The organism is Neisseria sp. P0001.S005, from assembly GCF_051963715.1.
Window position 1 is genome coordinate 14,202 of the sequence record NZ_JBQCTZ010000017.1, and the last position, 22,668, is coordinate 36,869.

Annotated in this window: 11 protein-coding genes, 1 tRNA gene and 3 pseudogenes; 4 read left to right on the top strand and 11 right to left on the bottom strand. The window is 48.4% G+C overall.

The features are described from left to right. Nucleotides 1–27: 27 nt before the first annotated feature. The 6 genes and pseudogenes from ACTHSP_RS04170 to ACTHSP_RS04195 all read right to left on the bottom strand — a co-directional run bounded on the left by ACTHSP_RS04170 (nt 28) and on the right by ACTHSP_RS04195 (nt 14,462). Nucleotides 28–1,233: a restriction endonuclease subunit S gene (locus tag ACTHSP_RS04170; RefSeq protein ID WP_440345680.1), complete on the bottom strand. Its 1,206-nt coding sequence runs from the start codon at nt 1,231–1,233 to the stop codon at nt 28–30. A 213-nt stretch (nt 1,234–1,446) separates the two neighbouring features. Beyond that, nucleotides 1,447–4,449, bottom strand: a pseudogene (locus ACTHSP_RS04175) (type I restriction endonuclease subunit R); the annotation flags it as partial. 102 nt (nt 4,450–4,551) lie between these two features. Further along, a pseudogene (locus ACTHSP_RS04180) lies at nt 4,552–7,031 on the bottom strand (glycogen/starch/alpha-glucan phosphorylase). 313 nt (nt 7,032–7,344) lie between these two features. Continuing rightward, nucleotides 7,345–9,330 carry a glycogen debranching protein GlgX gene (gene glgX / locus ACTHSP_RS04185; RefSeq protein ID WP_049329218.1) on the bottom strand — a complete coding sequence of 662 codons (1,986 nt, stop codon included), beginning with the start codon at nt 9,328–9,330 and terminating at the stop codon, nt 7,345–7,347. 145 nt (nt 9,331–9,475) lie between these two features. Continuing rightward, nucleotides 9,476–13,762: pseudogene (gene glgB / locus ACTHSP_RS04190) on the bottom strand (1,4-alpha-glucan branching protein GlgB). 217 nt (nt 13,763–13,979) lie between these two features. Next, entirely contained in the window at nt 13,980–14,462 is a 483-nt protein-coding gene (locus ACTHSP_RS04195; protein WP_003683125.1) for an FKBP-type peptidyl-prolyl cis-trans isomerase, read from the bottom strand. A 507-nt stretch (nt 14,463–14,969) separates the two neighbouring features. On the opposite strand from ACTHSP_RS04195, the gene ACTHSP_RS04200 reads away from it, so the two are divergent. Then, the gene (locus ACTHSP_RS04200) at nt 14,970–15,215 is read left to right on the top strand and encodes a hypothetical protein (RefSeq protein ID WP_250590204.1); all 246 of its coding nucleotides are present in this window, start codon (nt 14,970–14,972) and stop codon (nt 15,213–15,215) included. A gap of 95 nt (nt 15,216–15,310) precedes the next feature. Continuing rightward, nucleotides 15,311–16,684, top strand: a complete 1,374-nt coding sequence (locus tag ACTHSP_RS04205) for an FAD-binding oxidoreductase (RefSeq protein ID WP_440345683.1) — start codon at nt 15,311–15,313, stop codon at nt 16,682–16,684. Nucleotides 16,685–16,738: 54 nt separating this feature from the next. Here the strand turns inward: ACTHSP_RS04205 and ACTHSP_RS04210 are convergent, their stop codons facing one another. Further along, nucleotides 16,739–17,569, bottom strand: a complete 831-nt coding sequence (locus tag ACTHSP_RS04210) for a symmetrical bis(5'-nucleosyl)-tetraphosphatase (protein WP_049351172.1) — start codon at nt 17,567–17,569, stop codon at nt 16,739–16,741. Between the two features lie 70 nt (nt 17,570–17,639). Then, a complete protein-coding gene (locus tag ACTHSP_RS04215; RefSeq protein WP_371464622.1) occupies nt 17,640–18,029 on the bottom strand; it encodes a RidA family protein in 390 nt (129 codons plus the stop codon). Nucleotides 18,030–18,199: 170 nt separating this feature from the next. Between ACTHSP_RS04215 and yaaA the strand changes: the two genes are divergently transcribed. Together yaaA and ACTHSP_RS04225 are read left to right on the top strand one after the other, a co-directional pair. Continuing rightward, on the top strand, nt 18,200–18,979 hold the full coding sequence (yaaA, locus tag ACTHSP_RS04220; RefSeq protein WP_049351213.1) for a peroxide stress protein YaaA: 780 nt from the start codon (nt 18,200–18,202) through the stop codon (nt 18,977–18,979). A 79-nt stretch (nt 18,980–19,058) separates the two neighbouring features. After that, nucleotides 19,059–19,149, top strand: a tRNA-Ser gene (locus ACTHSP_RS04225). Nucleotides 19,150–19,278: 129 nt separating this feature from the next. Here the strand turns inward: ACTHSP_RS04225 and ACTHSP_RS04230 are convergent. The 3 genes from ACTHSP_RS04230 to oppB all read right to left on the bottom strand — a co-directional run. After that, nucleotides 19,279–20,883: an ABC transporter ATP-binding protein gene (locus ACTHSP_RS04230; protein WP_049351170.1), complete on the bottom strand. Its 1,605-nt coding sequence runs from the start codon at nt 20,881–20,883 to the stop codon at nt 19,279–19,281. 24 nt (nt 20,884–20,907) lie between these two features. Further along, the gene (oppC, locus tag ACTHSP_RS04235; protein ID WP_003683112.1) at nt 20,908–21,816 is read right to left on the bottom strand and encodes an oligopeptide ABC transporter permease OppC; all 909 of its coding nucleotides are present in this window, start codon (nt 21,814–21,816) and stop codon (nt 20,908–20,910) included. 72 nt (nt 21,817–21,888) lie between these two features. Further along, nucleotides 21,889–22,668 (bottom strand): oligopeptide ABC transporter permease OppB (oppB, locus tag ACTHSP_RS04240; protein ID WP_440345682.1); only part of this gene is annotated, 780 nt, incomplete at its 5' end.

Here is a 22,668-nt window from a genome sequence, read left to right on the forward strand (position 1 = left end):
TGTATCAGTTGGATTCTTGAAACTGGCTTATTCAGCCACGGATACCTGCCCGTTCATCAGCATGGGTAGTAGGAAATCGCGTAGTTGGGTTAAGTGGTGGTTTTGTTTTTGTAGAAAAAAAATATTTTGCTGCATTGGGGATATTAAGTTTGTAAAATTTTTAATTAAATCTATACCTGAATAGGCAAAAGTAAAGCGTTTCAGGCTTTCATGTCTAATACCCTTATGAACACTTCCCGTGGAAACTTGACGAGTAAAAGATTTTATTTCATCAGACGATAAAAGCATGAATAAAAAGTATGGAGTTATAAAATCAGACTTACTGCGTATAGAAAATACGGACTCGTTTATATCCCAGTTTTTAGGTTTTTCATGTAACAAATATGTTGAACCTATAGGTTCAATACTGGTAAATAAAATATCTCCTTTATCCAGCTTAGAACGTTTATTGATAACATTTAATGCTTCATCAGTGATTTTGGCACAAGTGTGAAATTTAATTTCATTATCCTTTATGTTTTTAATAGTTACATAGAAATTCTCACCATTGCCTAAAGAAAAGTTATCTCTTGGGTTTAATCCAGTGGTCGAATGAGTAATGACCTCCCCCAAGCTCTTCACCTCCCACCCCTTCGGAATTTCCCGTTTCAAGGTTTCGTCAAACACCATTTCGCCGCCTGAGGATTTGTAGGGCTTGCCGTTGGCGTCGGGGAAGTCAAACTGCACAAACCAATAGTCGTACAGGGTTTTCGCCATCTCTTCCAAGCGCGCGTTAATTTGTTTGTTCAGGGCGATTTTTTTGTCCAAAGCGGATAAAAGGGAAAAGATACTATCCTGAGTTTTTTTATCGGGTAGTTTTAACTCTATTTTTGACAAAGTATTTACTGACAATCCAGGTTGTGCTGATTGTCCCTGGTATTGCCCTAAATTCATAATGGATAGTAAATTGGCAATATATCCAATATTATGTTCATCATTTGCAGTTGCTACGATAGCATGTTCTGTCATATATGCTTTGCCACAAAAATATTTCGTATTACCACAATAAGCACCTTGACGACCAATAATTGCGCATTCCCCTTCAAAATTGTAAGTATCTGTATAGCCTCTGATTCCATTTCCACCAAAAACAGGATATGCCCCTATTTCAAATATTTGACTAGCTGTTATTCCTTTGCCACTACTAAATCTTCTGCATACTTCAGAAATTGTATATGTTGCCCACTCACTCATATTTTTTATCTCTCAATCTTTTAATTAACCACTAATCCCAAAAAACTTCCACCTTAACTATTATTTAAAATTGTCGGCATTTTCAGTAAGCAAAAACACTTACCCAATAATAAAGGCCGTCTGAAAAACATTTCAAAATCCGACCGCACTTTTATTGCCCACTCCAAACGTATGCAATACGCCCGTAAAGGCTGCCTGAAAATCTACTCCCCAAATCCGCCCGCTTTCTTTTAAATACTCCCGCACCAACAGGCGGTTAATGGCTTGGATGTCTGCGGGTTGAACGGGGAATTTTTGCTCCGTTCTAAAGCGTTTTAATACGATGCCCTGCATTTGTTTTTCAAAGTAATTCTGGTTGTCCAAAATCTGCTCCATATCCAGCACTTTTTGGTCGGCATCGGTTTTTACGCCGCTTAGCGCGTTAAAGACTTTGAGTTTGTCGCCGTAGAGGGCGGGGTTTTCCATAAGCCGCTTGTGAAGACGGGCATATTTGGCGTCGCCGCTGTATTTGTGCCGCAAGAGGTCGTTTTGGCGGTTCAGCTCTTTGATTCGGGCATAGACGGTTTCGAGTGTGGCGATGTTTGCCTGCATTTCTTCCTGCCCAACTTCGGCGAGGTTCTTTTTCTTGAAGATGCGTTCCAGTTCTTCGCGCAGGCTGATGTATTCGGGGTCTTCTTGGTCGAAGTTGCCCGCCAGTCCTTCGCGCACTTTGCGCATGATGTCTTTCAAATCGTCCGCAAGTTTGAGTTCGGCTTCGCCGATTTTGACGAACTGGAAGTAAACGTCTTCCAGCGCTTCATTGAGCAAATGGGCGGTGTCGCCCTGCTGTAGTTTTTCGGCAAGGTTTAAGGTATCCAGACGGGCGGCGGTTTCGCGGTACAAAAGATTGAGCTTGTCAAAATCCAGATGCGCGAGAAATTCGTGGCTGCCTTGCAGGCGCAGGACGTTGTACAGCTCTTTGGCGGTTTGCAGGGCTTTTTTTAGGGCAAGAAGCTGTTTTTTATCTTCTATTTGGCTGATTTGGCGGCAAAATTCTTCGGCGTTTTCGGTATCAAAATCAAACAGGGCATTTTTGATGTCTGCAATTTCCTGTTCGATTTCTTCGGCAGTTTTGAAAAGCTGGCTGTAACTGCCGATTTCGTCGCCCAATTCGTTAGAAAGTTCGTCCCAATAGGCGCGGTTGGTTTTGTCGAATTCTTTTTGAATGTCGGCAAAATCGACGACGTAACCGTAGCGGTAAGATTTGTAGGTGCGGTTGACGCGGGTCAGGGTTTGTAAAAGGTTATGGGCTTTGATTAGTCTACCCAGGTAAAGTTTTTTCAGGCGCGGCGCGTCAAAACCGGTCAAAAGCATGTTGTACACAAACAGGATGTCGGTTTTGCCTGCTTTGAAGTCTTTGACCCATTGGTCGCGTTCGTCTTTAGTGCCGACGTCGTGCAATATCAGCGCGGCGGTGAGATTGTGGTCTGAGGCTGTCTGAAAATGGTCAAAGAGTTGCTGCGCCTGTTCTGCGCTGTCGCAAACGACCATGGCGCCGAGGCTGTCGTCTTGGTTGGTTTTTCTAAATTTGGCGAAGTCGCCCAAGATATAGTCGAGCATCGGGCGGACGAAGTGCGGATGGGCGTAGATTTCTTTGCGGTCAAAGCTGCCTTTTTCGACTTCAAGCTGCGCCAGTGCAGCCTGCAATTGGGCTTTGTATTGGCTGCTGATGGTTTCGCGAATCAGGCGCAGGGTGTAGCCGTCGGCAATGGAGGCGTTGTAATAGTATTTATGGATGTAGTCGCCGAAGAGCTCGCGGGTGTTGACGTTGCCTGCGGTTACGCCGATAAGCGGCGTGCCGGTCAGCCCGATTTTGACGGCGTTTACGTCGGACTGGTTAAGGTTGGCAAGAAACGAGCCTTTGGGATTATAGCTGCGGTGTACTTCATCAAGAAAATAGATGCGCTGGATGGCGAGGTCATAGTCGTTACGAGCGACGACATCGGGGTCGTCTTTGAATTTTTGGATGTTAACAACGGTGATTTCCGCTTTACCTGCGTGATTGTGCAGGGTTTGGGCAGATTTGATGTCGGCAGCAAAGGCTTCGCGGCTGTCGATGGTATGGACGACTAAATCGCGGGCGGTAAATTCCCGCTGCGCCTGTTTCAATAAATCGAGCCTGTCCACGATGAAATAGAATTTCGGCACGATGCCCTGTTTGGCGTAATAGTGGGTCAGGTAGCGGGTGTTGTAATAGGCAAGCGCGGTTTTGCCGGAGCCTTGAGTGTGCCAAATCACGCCTTTTTTGCCGCCGTTTGCCAAATGTTTTTCGATGGCCAAGGTGGCGAATAACTGCGGATAACGCATGATGTGTTTTTGCAGCGCGCCTTGACTTGCTTTGACGTAAGTCAGCCCGTGTTGCAGAAGAAAAGCGAGGCGTTCGCGGCAAAGCAGCGAAGTTAAGATGCGGTTGGTCGACGTATCAGGCGATTTATTGCTGATAAATTCAGGGCTGTGTTTGATAACGGGCAGGTTGTTGTCTTGCAGGACTTTGTTTTCGAGGTCGTCTGAAAGCGTGTTCAATAATTCGGCAAGATTTAATTTGTGCTCTTCGCGGAAGTAGTTGAACACTGGCTTGCCGTAAGCGGATGATGCATAAAACGCACCCTGCACCGGCTCGGTCGCGCCGTCGTCGTATTCCATGTTGTTGGAAAAAATCATGAATTGAGTGATATTGATGAAACGGCGGAATTTGGGATTTTTCGCACGTTTGCCCATGCGCTCCCGCTCTTCGCCGATTCCGCCTTTGTTGTTGGGCTTTTTGACTTCGATAAATACCAAAGGCATGCCGTTTACCAGCAGGGTAATGTCGGGGCGGAATTCTTCATCGCCGTTAATGCAGGGCAATTCGGTTACAACGTGGAAACTGTTGTTATTGAAATTTTGAAAGTCGATCAGTTTCTTGCCACCGGATTGATTGGTGAGGCGTTCGTAAAATTTTTGCCCCAAGTCTTCGTTGTCTAACTCAATAGTAATGTCGGTCAGCAAACGGCGTGCATCGTCCGGCGATAAATCGGGATTGATGCGACAGAGGCTTTCTATGAAGATTTCGGGGAAAATATTGGTTGATTTATCCCAATTTGCATTTTTTAGTGAAAGATAATCATAGCCCAAACGCATTAGGTGCAAAATGGCGGGAATCTTGACGCGGGAATTTTCGTTGTGAGTTTGGGACATAAACGTAACCAACCATAAATATAATTATTGAAACAGATTATAACACCTGAAAAAAGCCGATACACCTTCCCAATGTATCGGCTTTCGCTATCTGCTCAACGCTTAATTCCTGCCGGGCAATTCTTTTTCGCTCAATGGTTTGATGTACCAAATATCGCGGCAGTAGTCGACGATGGAGCGGTCGGATGAGAAGAAGCCCATGTTGGCGATGTTGATCAAGGCTGATTTGCGCCATGCGGATACGTTGCGGTAGTGTTCGTCCGCTTTGTATTGCGTGTCGATGTAGCTGCGGAAATCAGCCATCAGTTGATAGAAGTCGCCGTATGGTTGCAACACGTCGTTGTAGCGGTTTGGCTCTTCCGGAGAGAAAGTGCCTTGGCTGATCTGGTTGACGACGCGGCGCAGGTCGCTGTCTCGCTCGATATAGCTCAACGGGTCGTAACCGTTGCGACGGATTTCTTCGACTTGTTCTACGGTGTTACCGAAGATATAGCAGTTGTCCGCACCGACTTTTTCCAAAATTTCGACGTTCGCGCCGTCCAGTGTACCCATACAGATTGCGCCGTTGAGGGCAAATTTCATGTTGCTGGTACCGGATGCTTCCGTACCTGCCAGTGAGATTTGTTCGTGCAAATCGGCGGCAGGAATGATGATTTGGGCGAGGCTGACGCTGTAGTTCGGGATGTAAACGACTTTAATCAGGTCGCGGATTCGGGTGTCGTTGTTGATGACTTTGGCAACGTCGTTGATCAGACGGATGATTTTCTTCGCCATGTAATAGGCGGATGCGGCTTTACCGGCAAAGATGAACACGCGCGGCTGCCAATCAAAATCGGGGTTTTCCAGGATTTTGTTGTAGCGGTCGACGATGTGCATCACGTTCAATGCTTGACGTTTGTACTCGTGGATACGTTTGATTTGGATGTCGAAAAGTGCATCGGTATTAACTTTGATGCCCAGTTCGGTTTCGATGTATTTGGCAAGGCGCTCTTTGGCGGCTTTTTTACTTCGCCGAATTCTGCCTGTACGGAGGCATCGTCCACTTTGTCGTTTAGCTTGGCCAGGTTGTCCAAATGCAGACGCCAGTCTTCATTACCCAGATGTTTGTCCAAGAATTTGGTCAAGCCCGGGTTGGCAATGTTGATCCAGCGGCGCGGGGTTACGCCATTGGTTACGTTGGTAAAGCGTTCCGGGAATATTTTGGCAAAGTCGGCAAAGATGGATGTGGTCATTAAATCGGAGTGGATTTTTGCCACGCCGTTGACTTTGTGCGAACCGATCACAGCAAGCCATGCCATGCGGACACGGCGGCCGTGGGTTTCATCAATGATGGATACGCGGCGGACAAAGTCGTCGTCGAAGTTGCCAATGGCGCGTAAGGCATTGAGGAAGTAGGCGTTAATTTCAAAGATGATGTCCAAATGGCGCGGCAGCAGACGGCCCATCAGGTCAACCTGCCAAGTTTCCAAGGCCTCGCTCATCAATGTGTGGTTGGTGTAAGAGAAAATCTTACAGCACATATTCCATGCTTCAGTCCATGCGATACCCTCTTCGTCAATCAGGATGCGCATCAATTCTGGAATGGCGAGCACCGGATGAGTGTCGTTCAAGTGGATGGCAACCTCGTCGGCCAAAGTGCGGATACTTGGGAAACGGCATTTATGGCGCGCTACGATGTCTTGTACGGATGCGGAAACCAAGAAGTATTCTTGTTTCAAGCGCAATTCACGGCCAGATTCGGTAGAGTCGTTCGGATACAGGACGCGTGAGATGTTTTCATCGCTGTTTTGCGCACGGACGGCGGAAGCGTAATCGCCTCGGTTGAAGTCGGTAAGGTCAAACAGGTTGCCTGCGTGTGCAGTCCACAAGCGCAATGGATTGGCACATTCGCCGCCATAGCCCGGAATGATTTCATCGTATGCCCAAGCGGAAATTTCTTCGCTCGGCTGCCATTCTTTTTTGTCGCCCAAGTTCAATACTTGACCGCCGAAACGTACGGAATATTGTTTGTTCGGACGGGCAAACTGCCATGCCAAATCTTGGTCGAGCCACAAATCGGGTTTTTCAACTTGTTGGCCATCCACGATTTCTTATTTGAACATACCGTATTGGTAACGGATGCCGTAGCCCATAGCAGGAATGCGCAGGGTTGCCAAAGAGTCGAGGAAGCAGGCGGTCAGACGGCCCAAACCGCCGTTACCCAAACCCGGATCTTCTTCTTGTTCGCAGACATCGGCAAATTCTTTGCCCAGTTGTTTGAAAGCTTCTTCAAATTCGGCGTAAACACCTTCGTTAATCAGCGCGTTGACAAACGAACGGCCGAGTAGGAACTCCATAGACAGGTAATAAACCATGCGTTTGCCGTTGTCGATGTGGGCGCGGCGTGTTTTGAGGAAATCTTCCGCAATCAGGTCACGCGCGGCAAGCATGGCGGCGTTGAGCCATCGATGTGAAGTTGCCTCCTTCGGATCTACGCCCAAGATAAAAATCAGCTTGTAAACGATGGATTTACGGATGGTTTCGGCGTCCGGTTTAGGCATTACGTAATCGTAACCGGAGATAGGGAGTTTTTTCTTAGCCATGGAAGCCTTTCTCTAGCGTGAGGCACTGGACAACGCGCCTGATAGTTTTATTAAAAACAACGAAACTCGGTTTTCAGACGGCCTGACAACGGTAACAGGCCGTCTGAAAGGAATGACGCGTAGGTTTGTTACACAACAAGGAATTATAGCGGAAAGATTTAAAAAAAGGATATTTTTTTCTTTATAAAACATTTAATTAACAATTAAACCATTAATCATCTTATCGGCATTTCCGATTTATACCACGAAGCCAAAAATGAACAAATACCAATAAAATATCAAAGTGTTAATCAAACAATAGTTTAATTCCCATTTAATTTGTTTTATGCAAAATCCAAATCCCCATGTGCTCAACAACACATTTTCCTGTTTCTTCGTAATTTAATTTCTCTGATGGTACGCAAGAAATTTCCCAATTACCTTGAGGCAGATTAAATAACTGACGGCTACGTTTGGCATTTACCAACAGCAGCCACTCGTCATCCAAAACGATCTGAATCGCCTTGCTGCCCCTGTTGTGCCAACAATATTCGGTCATCGGGCTGCTATCAGCATTGAGCCATTGCACACGCTCTTTTTCCCACCAGCAATCATCTGTCAGCAGCTTGATTTGGCTGCGTACGCGTATCAGCTCTTGAGTGTAATCTTGCAACACATGAGACCCATTTTGCCAATCCAACCATGTAATCGGATTATCTTGGCAGTAGCTGTTGTTGTTGCCTTGCTGACTGTTGCCGAACTCATCGCCGGCCAACAGCATGGGCGTACCGTTGAATAAAAATAAAGAGGCAAGCAGCGCTTTGGAAGTGTATTCGCGGTTGAGCAAAACCTCTTCATCATCGGTTTCGCCTTCTACGCCGTGGTTGTAGCTGATGTTTTCATTATGCCCGTCGCGGTTGTTTTCACCGTTGGCTTCGTTGTGTTTTTCGTTGTAGCTGACTAAATCGCGCAGAGTGAAGCCGTCGTGTGCAGTAATGAAGTTGATGCTGGCAGACGGTCGGCGGCCGCTGTGGTTGAAAATATCGGACGACCCGGCCAAGCGTTCGGCAAATGCGCCCAAATTACCGCTTTCCCAAGACCAAAACGCGCGCATATCATCACGGAAACGGCCGTTCCATTCAGTAAAAGGTTGCGGGAAATTGCCCAAGTGATAGCCGCCTTCGCCGATGTCCCATGCTTCAACAATCAGCTTCAAACCGGCCAAAACCGGATCTTGATACAAGACTTGGAAAAAACGGCCATACGATTGGAAATCGGGCTCGCGTCCCAATACGGTTCCCAAGTCAAAACGGAAGCCGTCAACATGAAACTCTTCGGCCCAATAGCGCAGGCTGTCTGCCGCCCAACGGGTAACGTCGCGACGGACAATATTGAGCGTATTGCCGCAACCTGACCAGTTTTCATAGCTGCCGTAAGAGGTGTGCCAATACCATAAGGTGTTGTCGATACCGCGCTGACACAGCATCGGGCCTTTGTCGTCCTGCTCTGCCGTGTGGTTGTACACGACATCCAAAATCACTTCCAAACCTGCCTGATGCAAGGCTTTGACTGCCTGTTTAAACTCCGCCGCCGCACGCTCGGGATTATCGGCATAAGACGGCTCGACGGCACAATGGGAGTAAGTGTTGTAGCCCCAATAATTGCTCAAACCCATCTGCTGAAGATGGTATTCGTCCAGATGATAATGAATCGGCAGCAGCTCGACCGTCGTCACCCCCAATTCTTGCAGATAAGCCAAAAACCGTTTATCACTCAAGGCCTTATAAGTGCCTGCATATTTCAAATCGGGGAACTGCTTGGTAAACCCTTTGACATGGGCTTCATAAATAACGGTTTTGCCCCACGGTATCTCCGGACGGCAATCTTTGGCCCAATTAAATCGGCTGCGTCCGATCACGACGCTTTTCGGTGCAACGGCGGCATTGTCGCGTTCATCTTCCGGCCTGAACCATGCCATTTCTTCGGCGGTACGGTAGCTTGGTTTGCCGTCAATTTTTTTGGAATACGGGTCAATCAGTAATTTGTTGGGATTAAAACATGAGCTGTATTCTGCGTTTTCACGTCCATACACACGAAAACCGTATCGCTGCCCTGCCTTAACGTCCGGCACGAATCCGTAAAATACCGAACCGCGCCGCGAAGGCATCTCCAAACGGGTTTCTTTATCTTTATCAAACAGACACAATTCTACCTTTTCAGCATTGATGGAAAACAAGGTGAAATTCGCGCCCTTGCTTGTCAGGGTCGCGCCCATGGGATAAGGCTTGCCTTCCTCGATATGCCATGATTTGGCAGTCATAGAATGATTCCTTGGTATGTATTTGGTTTCGTGTCCAATATAAGGCCGTCTGAAAATCTTTCAGACGGCCTTGAGTCATATTGATGTCACTATCTTTTAATTTTCAGCTGATTAGGCCGGCATAATGCCCACCCTCAAAGTTGATTTACGCTTCGTCTTTGACTGCCGCCTGATACAGGTAAACGGTTGCCAACGGCGGTACGGTAACAGACAGGGAATTTGGTTTGCCATGCGACCAAACTTCTTCTGTCTCCACCGTTGCGCCGGCAGAAACGCCGCTGCCTTTGTAATGCAGGTCGTCTGAATTGAGGATTTCGCGGTATTCGCCGGCAGAATTCACACCAAAACGGTAGCCTTCAAGCACCACAGGCGTGAAGTTGCTGATGACGATAACGCGGTTGCCTTCGCGGTCGCGGCGATCGAAGACGAATACGGAATTGTCGCCGTCATCGGCAACCAGCCACTCAAAGCCTTCAGGCCATTGGTCTAATTGGTAAAGCGGCGCAGTGTCTTTATAGACATGGTTCAACTCGCGCACAAAGTCTTGTACGCCTTTGTGCCAGCCGCCCTCTTGCTCCAGCAGGAACCAATCCAGTCCTTAGTTGTAGTTCCACTCGCGGCCTTGTGCAAACTCGTTGCCCATAAACAACAGTTTTTTGCCGGAGAAGCCGTACATAAAGCCGTAGTAGGCGCGCAGGTTGGCGAATTGCTGCCAGCAGTCGCCAGGCATCCGTCCGAGCAGCGAGCGTTTGCCGTGTACGACTTCGTCGTGTGAGAGCGGCAGGACGAAGTTTTCGCTGTATTGGTACATCATACCGAAGGTCATTTTGTTGTGGTGGTATTTGCGGTTGATGGGGTCTTCCATCATGTAGCGCAAGGTGTCGTTCATCCAGCCCATGTTCCATTTGTAACTGAAGTTCAAGCCTTCTTGACGGGTTACGTTGGCGAACGAGGTAGATTCTTCGGCGATTTCGGTGACGGACGGGACGACCTCTTTCAGCATGGTGTTGGTATCGCGCAGGAAGGCGATGGCTTCGAGGTTTTCATGGCCGCCGTATTGGTTGGGTATCCACTCGCCGTCTTTGCGCGAGTAGTTGCGGTAAATCATGGAGGCGACGGCGTCCACGCGGATACCGTCAAAACCGAAACGCTCTATCCAATACAAGGCATTGCCTTGCAGGAAGTTTTTGACTTCGTTCCTGCCGAAGTTGTAAATCAGGGTGTTCCAGTCTTGATGGTAACCTTCGCGCGGGTCGGCGTGTTCGTACAGCGCGGTACCGTCAAACTTGGCAAGCCCATGGTCGTCGGTCGGGAAGTGTCCGACCACCCAGTCGAGGATGACGCCGATGCCTTCGTCGTGGGCGGCTTTAATCAGGGCGCGCAATTCGTCGGGCGAACCGAAACGGCTGGTCGGCACATACAATCCGGTCGCCTGATAGCCCCACGAGCCGTCAAACGGGTATTCGGACACGGGCAGGAACTCAATATGGGTGAAGCCCATGTCTTTGACGTATGCGACCAATTCTTTGGCGAGCTGTTCGTAAGTCAGCCAGAAGTTGTTTTCGGGATTGCGTTTCCATGAACCCAAATGCACCTCATAAATGCTGATGGGCGCGTCAATGGCGTTGGCGCGGGCGCGGAAGTCGGGTGTATCCACTTTTTCCGGCAAACCGCGCACGACAGACGCGGTATTCGGACGCAACTCTGCGCCGAAGGCATACGGGTCGGTTTTTTGCCGCACATCGCCGTTGGCATCGCGGATTTCAAATTTGTAGAGGGCGTTCAGTTTCACAGCGGGGATAAAGATGTCCCAGATGCCGTTATCGCGGTGGAAACGCATGACGTGGCGGCGGCCGTCCCAGTGGTTGAATTCGCCGATGACGGACACGCGCTGCGCATTTGGCGCCCATACGGCAAAGCGTACGCCCTTCACGCCGTCCAACTCGGCAAAATGCGCGCCTAAAGTCTCATAAGGACGCAGGTGCTTGCCTTCGGCCAACAGCCAGGAATCCATGTCTTGCAACGCAGAGCTGAAATGATAAGGGTCTTCTTCAATCACAGGCTCGGAGTCTTCGGTATAACGGATACTCAAAGCGTAATCGGGTGCATCATCGGGCAAAACAGCCACAAAGAAACCGCGTTCATCAATTTTTTCAGACGGCACGATGAGTTCGCCGCTGCGGCGGTTCACAATATCCACGCTTACTGCGCCGGGAATCAAAACGCGCACTACTTCATCGCCCTCTGCAAGGCGGTGTCGTCCCAGATAAGCGAACAAGTCGCTGTGGGTGGCAAGAAACAGGCTTTCGACCGTATCGCGCTCGATTTGGTCAAGTTCATGATAAGCCTTGATTTAGCTGTTTGTTTTCATGCGTACCTCGTCAATAATGGCAAGTTGGCCGCCCATGAGGCGGTGTTGTAGGAAATCTTCCAAAGAAACCGGCATTTTTTGCGCCCAGTTCGGATAACCGTCCGGCACGCCGGGGACATTCAAATTGTCAATGACGCCCAGCAGGTTTTCCAGTTGTACGGCGTAAAGCTTGCTGCGGCTCAATGCGCCGTATTTGTGCAAAGCCGCCAGCAAAGTTTCATCGGCTTTTGCCGGCATTTGCACGTCTGCACCCAGACAGCCGGTATATTTCAATTTGTCCAGCAAATCGGCTTTATCGTGTTCGCGCTCATCCAAGGCCGTCTGAAAAGCGGCTGCATCAGGCAAAGTACCGAGTTTGAACATCGTATCCAAATCTTTGCCCACCCAATAACCTGCCAGCGGCGCGACATCGTGGGTACTGATGACCGTAATCGCCTGCTCAGGGTATTCTTCAGGCAGTTGGAAACCGTTCCAGCCCTTGCTGAAATACATCACTTTGTAGGAGAACACTTGATAGCGGTTGAGCAGATAACGCGCTTGATCGGGTACCGTACCCAAATCTTCGCCAATGATGACGCAACGGTTTCGCTGGCTTTCCAAAGCCAATATGGCAAAAGTCACTTCGGCGTCGTAATGCACGTATGCACCGAAATCCGCTGTTTTATCGTTTAAAACCCACCACAAACGACACAATGCCATCACATGGTCAATCCGCAACACGCCATACAGCCGCATGTTTTCGCGCAACAAATGGGCAAACTTTTCATAGCCCGTATGTTTCAACATCGACGGATTAAGCGGCGGCAAATTCCAATTCTGCCCTGTCGGCCCCAAAGGATCGGGCGGCGCACCGACCGATACGTCCATACAATAATCTTGACGGTTTAACCAAGTATCCGCGCTGCCTCGCGCCACGCCGACCGCCAAATCGCCGTAAATACCGAGTTTGACACCGTAGTCGGCAGCAGCTTTGTTAACTTCTTGCAATTGCTCCGCGCAAAGCCATTGCAGCCACATATAAAAACGGATTTCACGTTCATGGCTGCGCGCGAATTTTTCTACTGCTTCGCCATCAGGCTGATGAAATTCAGACGGCCATGACTGCCAACCCACTTGTCCAGGACGGCTGTAATACTGGTCCAAAGCCTCAAACAAACCGAAGCCCTGCAAAGCTTTGCCTTTTTCCGTAACAAATGCTTCAAATGCAGTGCGTTCATTTGCCGCAGCTTCGCAGGTATCTTGTTCAAACGCGTTAAACGCCATGTGCAGCGCATCACGCTTACATGCCCAAACCGCCGTATAAGTCACCGTTTCCGTAACACGCAAAGCGGCGATACGCTGACGGATTTTTGGTTGTGCCAACCAGTTTTTCAGTTGTTCGTTATAAGTAAACGCCCCGACTTTCTCAATATCCAAATAAATCGGATTGAGCCATTCGCGCGAAGAAGGGCTATACGGGCTGGCAAAGGCAGGCTTGCTGGTAAACAAGGCGTGCAAAGGGTTGATACCGACGAAATCCAGCTTTTTCTCCGCCGCATATTTCATCAGGTTCAGCAAATCGGTAAAGTCGCCTATGCCCCAGTTGCGCTTGGAACGCAGGCTGTACAAATGCATGGTCAAACCATTCATGCGACCGCCATTGGCAAGCAGTTTGGGCTGATAAACCGACTCAGGCGCAACAATCAGGCGTACAAGGCAACATTTGCCGCCGGTCTCGGCCGACAAAGTGTAATAACCGCAAGCCAGCTGGGGCAGCTTAATCCAAAGCGTATCGTTGTCGCCCGGATATAAAGTCAAGGTCTGGCACTCATCCGCCTCATCAATCAATACGACCGCTTCCGCACCATGAAATTCAGACGGCATCTGTAAAGATTCTTCGCCGTTTTCATGCGCGACCATCGTATTCAGATAAAGGCCGTCTGAATCAGCTTTGCTTTTGTCCAAAACAGCAACGATCGATTCCAACACTTCAGGTTTGGTCGCATGATATGTACCGTTGATGTCGTGGTAGCCTAAATCAATACCGGCCGCTACGGCCTGCTGCTCCAATGTTTCACTCATTGCACTCTGCCTGTTTTACCAATATCTGAATCTTAATACAGATCTTGTCGCACCGTTACATGTAATTCATTGTAGTCTCTAACAAAATCCATATTTCCCTGCTTGATTTGACCTGCGCCAAAATTTCCTATTTATCTGTCTTGTAAAAACTTAAAGGCCGTCTGAAAAGGAAGGTTTCATTCCTTTTCAGACGGCCTTTATCATGCTTCAAGCCTGATTAGTGGTGGTGATGACCGTGCGGGCCATGTACGTGACCGTGGGCAATTTCTTCCTCAGTCGCATCGCGCACACCTTCAACGGTTGCTTTGAATAATACTTTCATACCAGCCAAAGGATGGTTGCCGTCCACTACGGCTTTACCGTCGGCAACATCGGTTACACGATAAATCAATACATCGCCTGTTTCCGGATCATCGGCTTCAAACATCATGCCGACTTCAACTTCAACAGGAAATACGCTGACATCTTCAATACGCACCAGCTCAGGATCTTGCTCTCCGAAGGCATCATCAGGAGACAAAGCCACTTCAACAGTATCGCCTACATTTTTGCCGTGCAACGCTTCTTCCACCAAAGGGAAAATACCGTCATAACCGCCATGCAGGTAAGCAATCGGCTCTTCGGTTTTGTCCAACAACTGGTTGTTTGCATCGTACATTTCATAATGCAGGGAAACTACGGAATTTTTAACAATAGACATCATGTCGTCCTTAATCAATATTTAAAAGTCAAGTTCAGGCTATTCTATCACAGCTGTAACTAAACAATCGGTTTACCTTAAACAAATACTTTTGGCGAACACAACAAACCCGAAAAAGTCTATATAAAAAACAAAATTGAATGATTCCAATCCATAAAAGTTGCTTTTTCACAACACAAAGTTGCTAAATTACAAAAATTTCCCCAAACGCAAAAACATTCTAAATCCTTAAAACCAACAACAGTTAAAAATAATCAAATTATTGAATATAAACAACTTTTAAAATTTTCATTAATTATGAATATTTTTAGATGATTTTTTACCTGCCTCCCTGATTTACATTATTTTCGCTAATTTTGTATTGATTTTAGTCCGCAAACGGTTAAGCAACGTTGCATTGGCCTACCCCGTGGGGCATAATAACGAAAATTCAGCAATGAATTTCTACTGTACAGGCCGTTTGACGGCTATTTTTAGTTTAAATCGATTTAAAAAAGGTCCTCAAAAATGAAAAAATCTCTGTTCGCTGCTGCTTTGTTGTCTTTAGCTTTGGCCGCTTGTGGCGGTGCTGATAAAGCTGCTGAAACTGCCGCTTCTGCTGCTTCTGAAGCCGCTGCTTCTGCTACTGAAGCTGCTGCATCTGCTACTGAAGCCGCTGCTTCTGCTGCTACCGAAGCTACTGAAGCCGCTGCTTCTGCTACTGAAGCTGCTGCATCTGCTACTGAAGCCGCTGCTTCTGAAGCTGCTAAATAATATTCTTTTGAATATAAGAAAAGCAGGATACCATTGTGTATCCTGCTTTTTTACATTTCTCACACTCCCCTTCCCGACTTTTCCGCCTGACTGCCATGCACCTTCACGACCGTTTTGCTGAGTTTCTTTCCGCCTCTGAAATCATCGAAGCCACTCCGGCCTTGTTAAACGACCAACGCCGCCGTTTTGTTTCTTCGCCGGATATTGTCTTACAGCCGAACTCCGTCGAGAGCGTGCAGAAAATCATGCGTTTCTGTTTTGAAAACCGCATCCGCGTAACCCCGCAAGGCGGCAATACCGGATTATGCGGCGCAACGGTAACCACCGAAGGCGTACTGCTCAATCTCTCCAAGCTCAACCGCATCCGCGATATCAACCTTGCCGACAACAGCATGACGGTTGAAGCAGGCGTGATTTTGCAGAATGCTCAAAATGTGGCAACCGAAGCGGGACGACTGTTTCCACTCAGCCTTGCCAGCGAAGGCTCTTGCCAAATCGGCGGCAATATCGCCTGTAATGCTGGCGGTTTGAATGTCTTGCGTTATGGCAGCATGCGCGATTTGGTATTGGGTTTGGAAGTCGTTTTACCAAACGGCGAACTGGTTTCCCACCTTCAGCCCCTGCACAAAAACACGACCGGCTACGACTTGCGCCATCTTTTTATCGGCAGCGAAGGAACATTGGGCATCATTACCGCCGCCACACTCAAACTCTTTGCCCAGCCCAAAACCAAAGCGACCGCATGGGTAGGTTTAGACGATATTGAATCCGCCGTCTCTCTTTTAACTGCGGTGCAAGGCCATTTTGCCGAGCGCTTGACCAGCTTCGAGCTGATCAGCCGCTTTGCCCTCGATTTATCTTCGGAATTCAGCCAACTCAAAAAGCCTGCCGATGCGCAATGGCATATTTTGATTGAACTTGCAGATTCCGTTCCCGATGCCGGACTGGATGAAAAGCTTGCCGAATTTCTCTATCAAAACGGATGGGAAAACAGCATCTTGGCGCAATCCGAACAAGAGCGATCCGACTTATGGACCTTGCGTGAAAATATTTCCGCTTCCCAACGCAAACTCGGCACCAGCATCAAACACGATATCGCCGTCCCTATCGCCCAAGTGGCCGCCTTTGTCCGCCAATGCGCCCCTGCCTTAGAAACCCGCTTTCCCGGCATACAGATTGTCTGCTTCGGACATTTAGGCGACGGCAGCCTGCATTACAATACATTCCTGCCCAACGTATTGAGCAACGAAGCCTACCAATACGAGGATGCCGTCAATACCATTGTTTATGAAAACATCCTTGCCTGCCACGGCACGATTGCCGCAGAACACGGCGTAGGCATCATCAAAAAACATTGGCTGCCCCGTGTGCGTACGCAGGCCGAACTCGTTCTGATGCATGCCATCAAAAATCAGCTTGACCCTTATGGCATTATGAATCCGGACAAACTCCTGCCTTCTTTGGATTAACCAATACGAAAAGGCCGTCTGAAACATTTCAGACGGCCTTTTATCTTATCCAAACTATTTCAATGCCGTTTTCCAATCCAATCCGCCCAAGGACGGTACCTGTATCACTTCGTTGGTATCCAAATTGACCGCCGTCAGCTCTCCGCCCCACAACGCGCCGGTATCCAAAGCAATGACCTGATCGGTATTAACGTAGCCCAATGACGACCAATGTCCGAACACGGTAATATAATCCAAATTCTGCCTATCAGGCGCTTTAAACCAAGGGCGCAGGTAAAGCGGCATTTTTTTCAGAGTGGATTTATATTCGTAATCCAATTCGCCTTTGTACGTCAGCGCACGCATACGGGTAAAGACGTTGATAATCATGCGTAGGCGCTCATAGCCTGTCAAATCGCCCGTCCACTCGGTTGGCTTGTTGCCGTACATTTTGCCAAAAAATTTCCTGTATTTTTTACCTTGCAATTCATCCTCAGCCTCACGGGCAAGGCTTTCGGCCTTATCAACAGACCACTGCGGCAAAATACCGGCATGCACCATCACATGCCTGTCGCCGCGCACCAACAGCGGTTGATGACGCAGCCAGTCAAGCATGGCATGACTATCGGGATGGGTCAAAATCGGCTCAACTGTATCACTGCGCTTGAGCGTTCCTTCACCGCAACCGACTGCCAAAAGATGTAAATCATGATTGCCCAAAACCATTTGCACACTGCTGTCATGCTCTTTGGCAAATTTCAGGGTTTCCAAGGACTTCGGGCCGCGATTGACAATATCACCAACCAGCCAAAGGGTGTCCGTACCATGATTAAAGCCGATTTTGGCAAGCAATAAAGTCAGCTCGTCAAAACAGCCTTGAATGTCTCCGATTGCGTAATGTGCCATTATTATTGTTTTCCGTTGTTCTTATTTTCAGACGGCCTCAAGCCCAGCCCAGGCCGTCTGAAAACATCAATTATGCATTTAAAATCAATACTGCTTCTGCTTCAACCTGAACGCCTTTAGGAAGACTAGCCACACCAACCGCCGCACGCGCAGGGAAAGGTTGTTCGATAAATTCAGCCATCACTTCATTGAATACGGCAAAGTTGGCCAAATCAGTCAAATAAGCATTGAGTTTGACGATATCGTTCAAAGAACCGCCTGCCGCTTCTGCTACGGCTTGCAGGTTTTTAAATACTTGCACTGCTTCGGCGCGGAAGTCGCCATCGCCGACCACAGTCATCGTAGCCGGATCCAAAGGAATCTGACCGCTCATATAAACCGTATCGCCTGCGCGGACTGCTTGGCTGTATGCGCCAATCGCGGCAGGGGCTTTGTCGGTATGGATAATGGTTTTAGACATGATATTCTCCTCAAATAGAAATGTCAGAATCAGGTGGAAGCTTCGAATTTTACTTTCAACAGAAATACGTTTCAATAAAAGCATTCAATTAATGCGTTTATTCCATCTTGTTCTTCCCCGATTTTAAACCTACAATCCCACACATTATTCATTTCAAAGCCGAAATTATCATGTTTTTTGTCTTATCCCCAGCCAAAAACCTCAACGAAAAAGACCCCTCCCCCGTCAGCAGCTTTACCCAGCCCGACCTTTTGCCCGAAGCAGAAATCCTGATGCAGGAGTTGCGTCAGCTTGCCCCTCAACAAATCGCCGAGCTGATGCATGTTTCCGACAAAATCGCCCTGCTCAATGCCGAACGCAATGCCGTATGGCACACGCCGTTTACCCCTGAAAACGCCAAACAGGCCGTATTTATGTTCAACGGCGACGTCTATGAAGGCATCGCCGCCGATACGCTCAAACCGGAACAAATCGACTACCTGCAACAACACGTCCGCCTGCTCTCCGGCTTATACGGCGTACTGCGCCCGCTCGACTTGATGCAACCCTACCGCTTGGAAATGGGCACGGCCTTTGCCAACTCGCGCGGCAAAAACCTCTACGAATTTTGGGGCGATAAAATCACCGACCTGCTCAATCAAACGCTGAAGCAGGCCGATAGCGACGTTTTAATCAACCTCGCCTCACAAGAATATTTCAAATCCGTCAACACCAAAAAACTCAACGCACGCCTGATTACGCCGATTTTTAAAGACGAGAAAAACGGCAAATACAAAATCATCAGCTTCTACGCCAAACGTGCGCGCGGTTTGATGGTGCGCTACGCGGCAGAACACGGCATTACCGAGCCTGAAATGCTCAAAAACTTCGACTACGAAGGCTATTCATTCAATGAAGCAGCTTCAAACGAAGCCGAATGGGTATTCATGCGTGAAGAACAATCTAAATAAAAACAGAATCCTAGATATTTTTTCTAAAATACCTCTTGGCAAAGGCCGTAAGTTCCATTAATATTACGGCTTCAAGAATGGAAGCGTGGCAGAGCGGTTTAATGCAACGGTCTTGAAAACCGTCGAGGGTTGATAGCCCTCCGTGAGTTCGAATCTCACCGCTTCCGCCATTCTTGATATTTTTTTATCTAGTGAAAATGAAATGCGAGACTTGATGATTCAAGTCTTTTTTATTTTCAAATCCAAAGAATTCCGTAAAGGCCGTCTGAAAATTTCTTTTCAGACGGCCTTTTCCTTTTCTACAAATCAAATGCGGCGTTAATCAAACGTTTGGTGTAATCGTTTTGCGGATGATGGAAAATCTGATCCGCGCTGCCGTACTCAACCATTTCGCCCTGCTTCATCACAATTACGTTGTCGCTGACGGCGCGCACGACAGACAAATCATGGCTGATGAACATATAAGTCAGGCCGTATTTCTTCTGCAAGTCGCGCAAAAGTTCGACTACTTTGGATTGTACGGAGCGGTCAAGCGCAGAGGTCGGCTCGTCTAAAAGAATGAATTTCGGGCGCAGGATAACGGCGCGTGCAATCGCGATACGCTGACGCTGGCCGCCGGAGAATTCATGCGGATAGCGGTTGAGCGCGTCAAGCGGCAGGGACACTTCCTTCATGACTTCCAAAACGCGCTGGATACGTTCTTTTTTAGTCATTTCAGGATGGTGAACCGTCAAACCTTCGCCAATAATTTCGCCAACGGTCAGGCGCGGTGAAAGCGAACCGAACGGATCTTGGAACACAATTTGCCGTTGCGATTTCAGACGGCGTGCTTCTTCGGCGGTATAGTTTTTCAGGTCTTTGCCTTCAAAGGAGATATGTCCTGTATAAGGCAGCATCTGCATGACGGCTTTGCCCAACGTGGATTTGCCGGAACCGGACTCGCCGACGACGCCCAATGTTTCGCCTTCTTTAATTTTGAGGCTGATGCCTTTGACAGCGTCAAAAGTTTTGAGCGGTTTACCGAAAAAGTTTTGCTTCAATACGAAAGAAACATTGACATTGTCGGCATCGATTAACACACCGGCGTTGTTTTCTTCCGGCTCTTTCATGCCTTTGGGAATGGCATTGATGAGTTCGGCGGTATATTCGTGTTTCGGATGGGCAAATACTTCTTTGATTTTGCCGCGCTCGACAATTTCGCCGTTACGCATGACGCAGACAGTTTTGGAATAGTGTTCCGCCAAACCCAAATCGTGAGTAATGAAGATAATCGCCATGCCCATTTGCTGTTGCAAATCGTGGAGCAAATCGAGAATCTCGGCTTGAATGGTCACATCCAAAGCCGTGGTCGGTTCGTCGGCAATCAGCAGGTCAGGTTCATTGATGAGCGCCATGGCAATCATAATGCGTTGCAGCTGACCGCCGGAAAACTCGTGCGGATATTGTTTCATGCGGCGTTCGGCTTCTTTGATGCCAACCCACTCCAGCAATGCTAATGCTTTTTGTCCTGCTTCTTTTTTGCCGAGCTTTTTATTGTGCACACGCGCCGCTTCAATCAGTTGCGCACCGATACGCATAAACGGATTGAGCGATGTCATCGGCTCTTGGAAAATCACGCTGATGCGGTTGCCGCGCAAATCACGCAGGGTTTTCTCATCGGCATCCAAAATGGAAATACCGTCAAAAGTAATGCGCGAATCTTTGCTGTATCGGGCAAATTTCTCAGGCAGCAGGCGCATGACGGACATAGACGTTACAGACTTGCCCGAACCGGACTCGCCGACCAAAGCCAATGTTTCGCCCTCTGCCACTTTAAAGCTGACATTACGCACGGCGTGCACGTTCTTTTCATGCAATTCAAAATTGATGTCCAGATTTTCTACAACCAGTAACTGTTTTGTCATTTTGATTATCCTTTTGGTTGTGGTTTAGCGGTCTTTCGGGTCAAGCGCATCGCGCAGGCCGTCGCCGATAAAGTTGAAACAGAACAAAGTGGTTACCAAGAAGAAACTCGGCACGAGCAGCTGCCATGGTGCAGCTTCCATAGAAATCGCACCTTCTTGCAACATCGAACCCCAACTGGTCATCGGCTCTTGCACGCCCAAGCCCAAGAAGCTCAAGAAGGATTCAAACATAATCATGCCCGGCACCAGCAAAGAGGCATACACCATCACCACGCCCAAAACATTCGGAATAATGTGGCGCGTCACGATTTTACGTTTTGCCACGCCGCTCACACGCGCCGCTTCGACAAACTCTTTATGCTTCAAGCTCAAAGTTTGACCGCGCACGATACGCGCCACGTCCAGCCAAGACACCAAACCCACGGCGGCAAAAATCAAAAGCAGATTGCGGCCGAAGAACGTGGTCAGCAGAATCACGAAAAACATAAACGGAAACGCGTTCAAAATTTCCAAAAAGCGCATCATCAGCGAATCGAGCTTACCGCCGATAAAGCCGGCAATCGCACCATAAAGCGTACCGATGACAACGGCCACCAATGCGCCGGCCACACCGACCAGCAAGGAAATACGTCCGCCGGTTGCCGCACGAGACAGCAAATCGCGGCCGAGCAAATCCGTACCCAGATAGTGATGGGTAGAAAAGGACGGCGGAATCTGCATATTATCCCAGTCGGTGAAGTCGTAGGTGTAGCGGACAATCCATGGTGCCACAATCACAAAAATACTGATCAACAACAGGATGATAATGCTGTACACCGCCGCTTTGTTCTGTTTAAAACGCCGCCATGCGTCGCTCCACAGGCTTTTGCCGTGTACTTGGGCGTATTCTGCTGCCTCTGCAAGGGCCTGAGTCTGCTTCTTTTTGAATAACATAATATTCTCTCTCGCTTTTTATTCTTTCTTCAGGCCGTCTGAACGTTTCAGACGGCCTTTGCGCAAATGGGATTAATAACGGATTTTCGGGTCAATAATGGCATACAGAATATCGAGGATGGCGTTGAACAAAATGGTCATGATGCCGACCAAAATCGTCAAACCCAAAATCATGCCGTAGTCGCGGTTGAGCGCGCCGTTGACAAACAATTGTCCGACGCCGGGAATACCGAACACGTTTTCAATCACAATGGAGCCGGTGATGATGCCGACGAATGCCGGGCCTAAGAAAGAAACAATCGGCAACATGGCAGGACGCAACGCATGGCGCAGGATGATGCGGCTCATGGGCAGGCCTTTGGCGCGTGCCGTACGGATAAAGGGACTGTTCAATACTTCAATCATCGCGCCGCGCGTAATCCGCGCGATACTGGACACATAACCGATGGACAAAGTAACGACAGGCAGGATCAAGTTCATCAGTGCGCCATCGTTCCAGCCGCCCGCAGGCAGCCATTGCAATCTGACGGCAAACACCAGCACCAATACCGGCGCCATCACAAAACTGGGAACAACAATACCGGTCATCGCACCACTCATCAGCGAATAATCCAGCCAGCTGTTTTGTTTTAAGGCGGCGATGATGCCGATAAACATGCCGAAGATGGCGGCAATTAAAAAGGCGTAGAAGCCAAGTTCTGCCGATACCGGCAGGGATTGGGCAAGCAACTCATTAACGCTGAAATCTTTATATTTGAACGACGGCCCCAAATCACCCTGCGCCAACTGCTTGAGGTAGTGGAAATATTGGAGGTACATCGGATCATTGAGGTGGTATTTGGCTTCGATGTT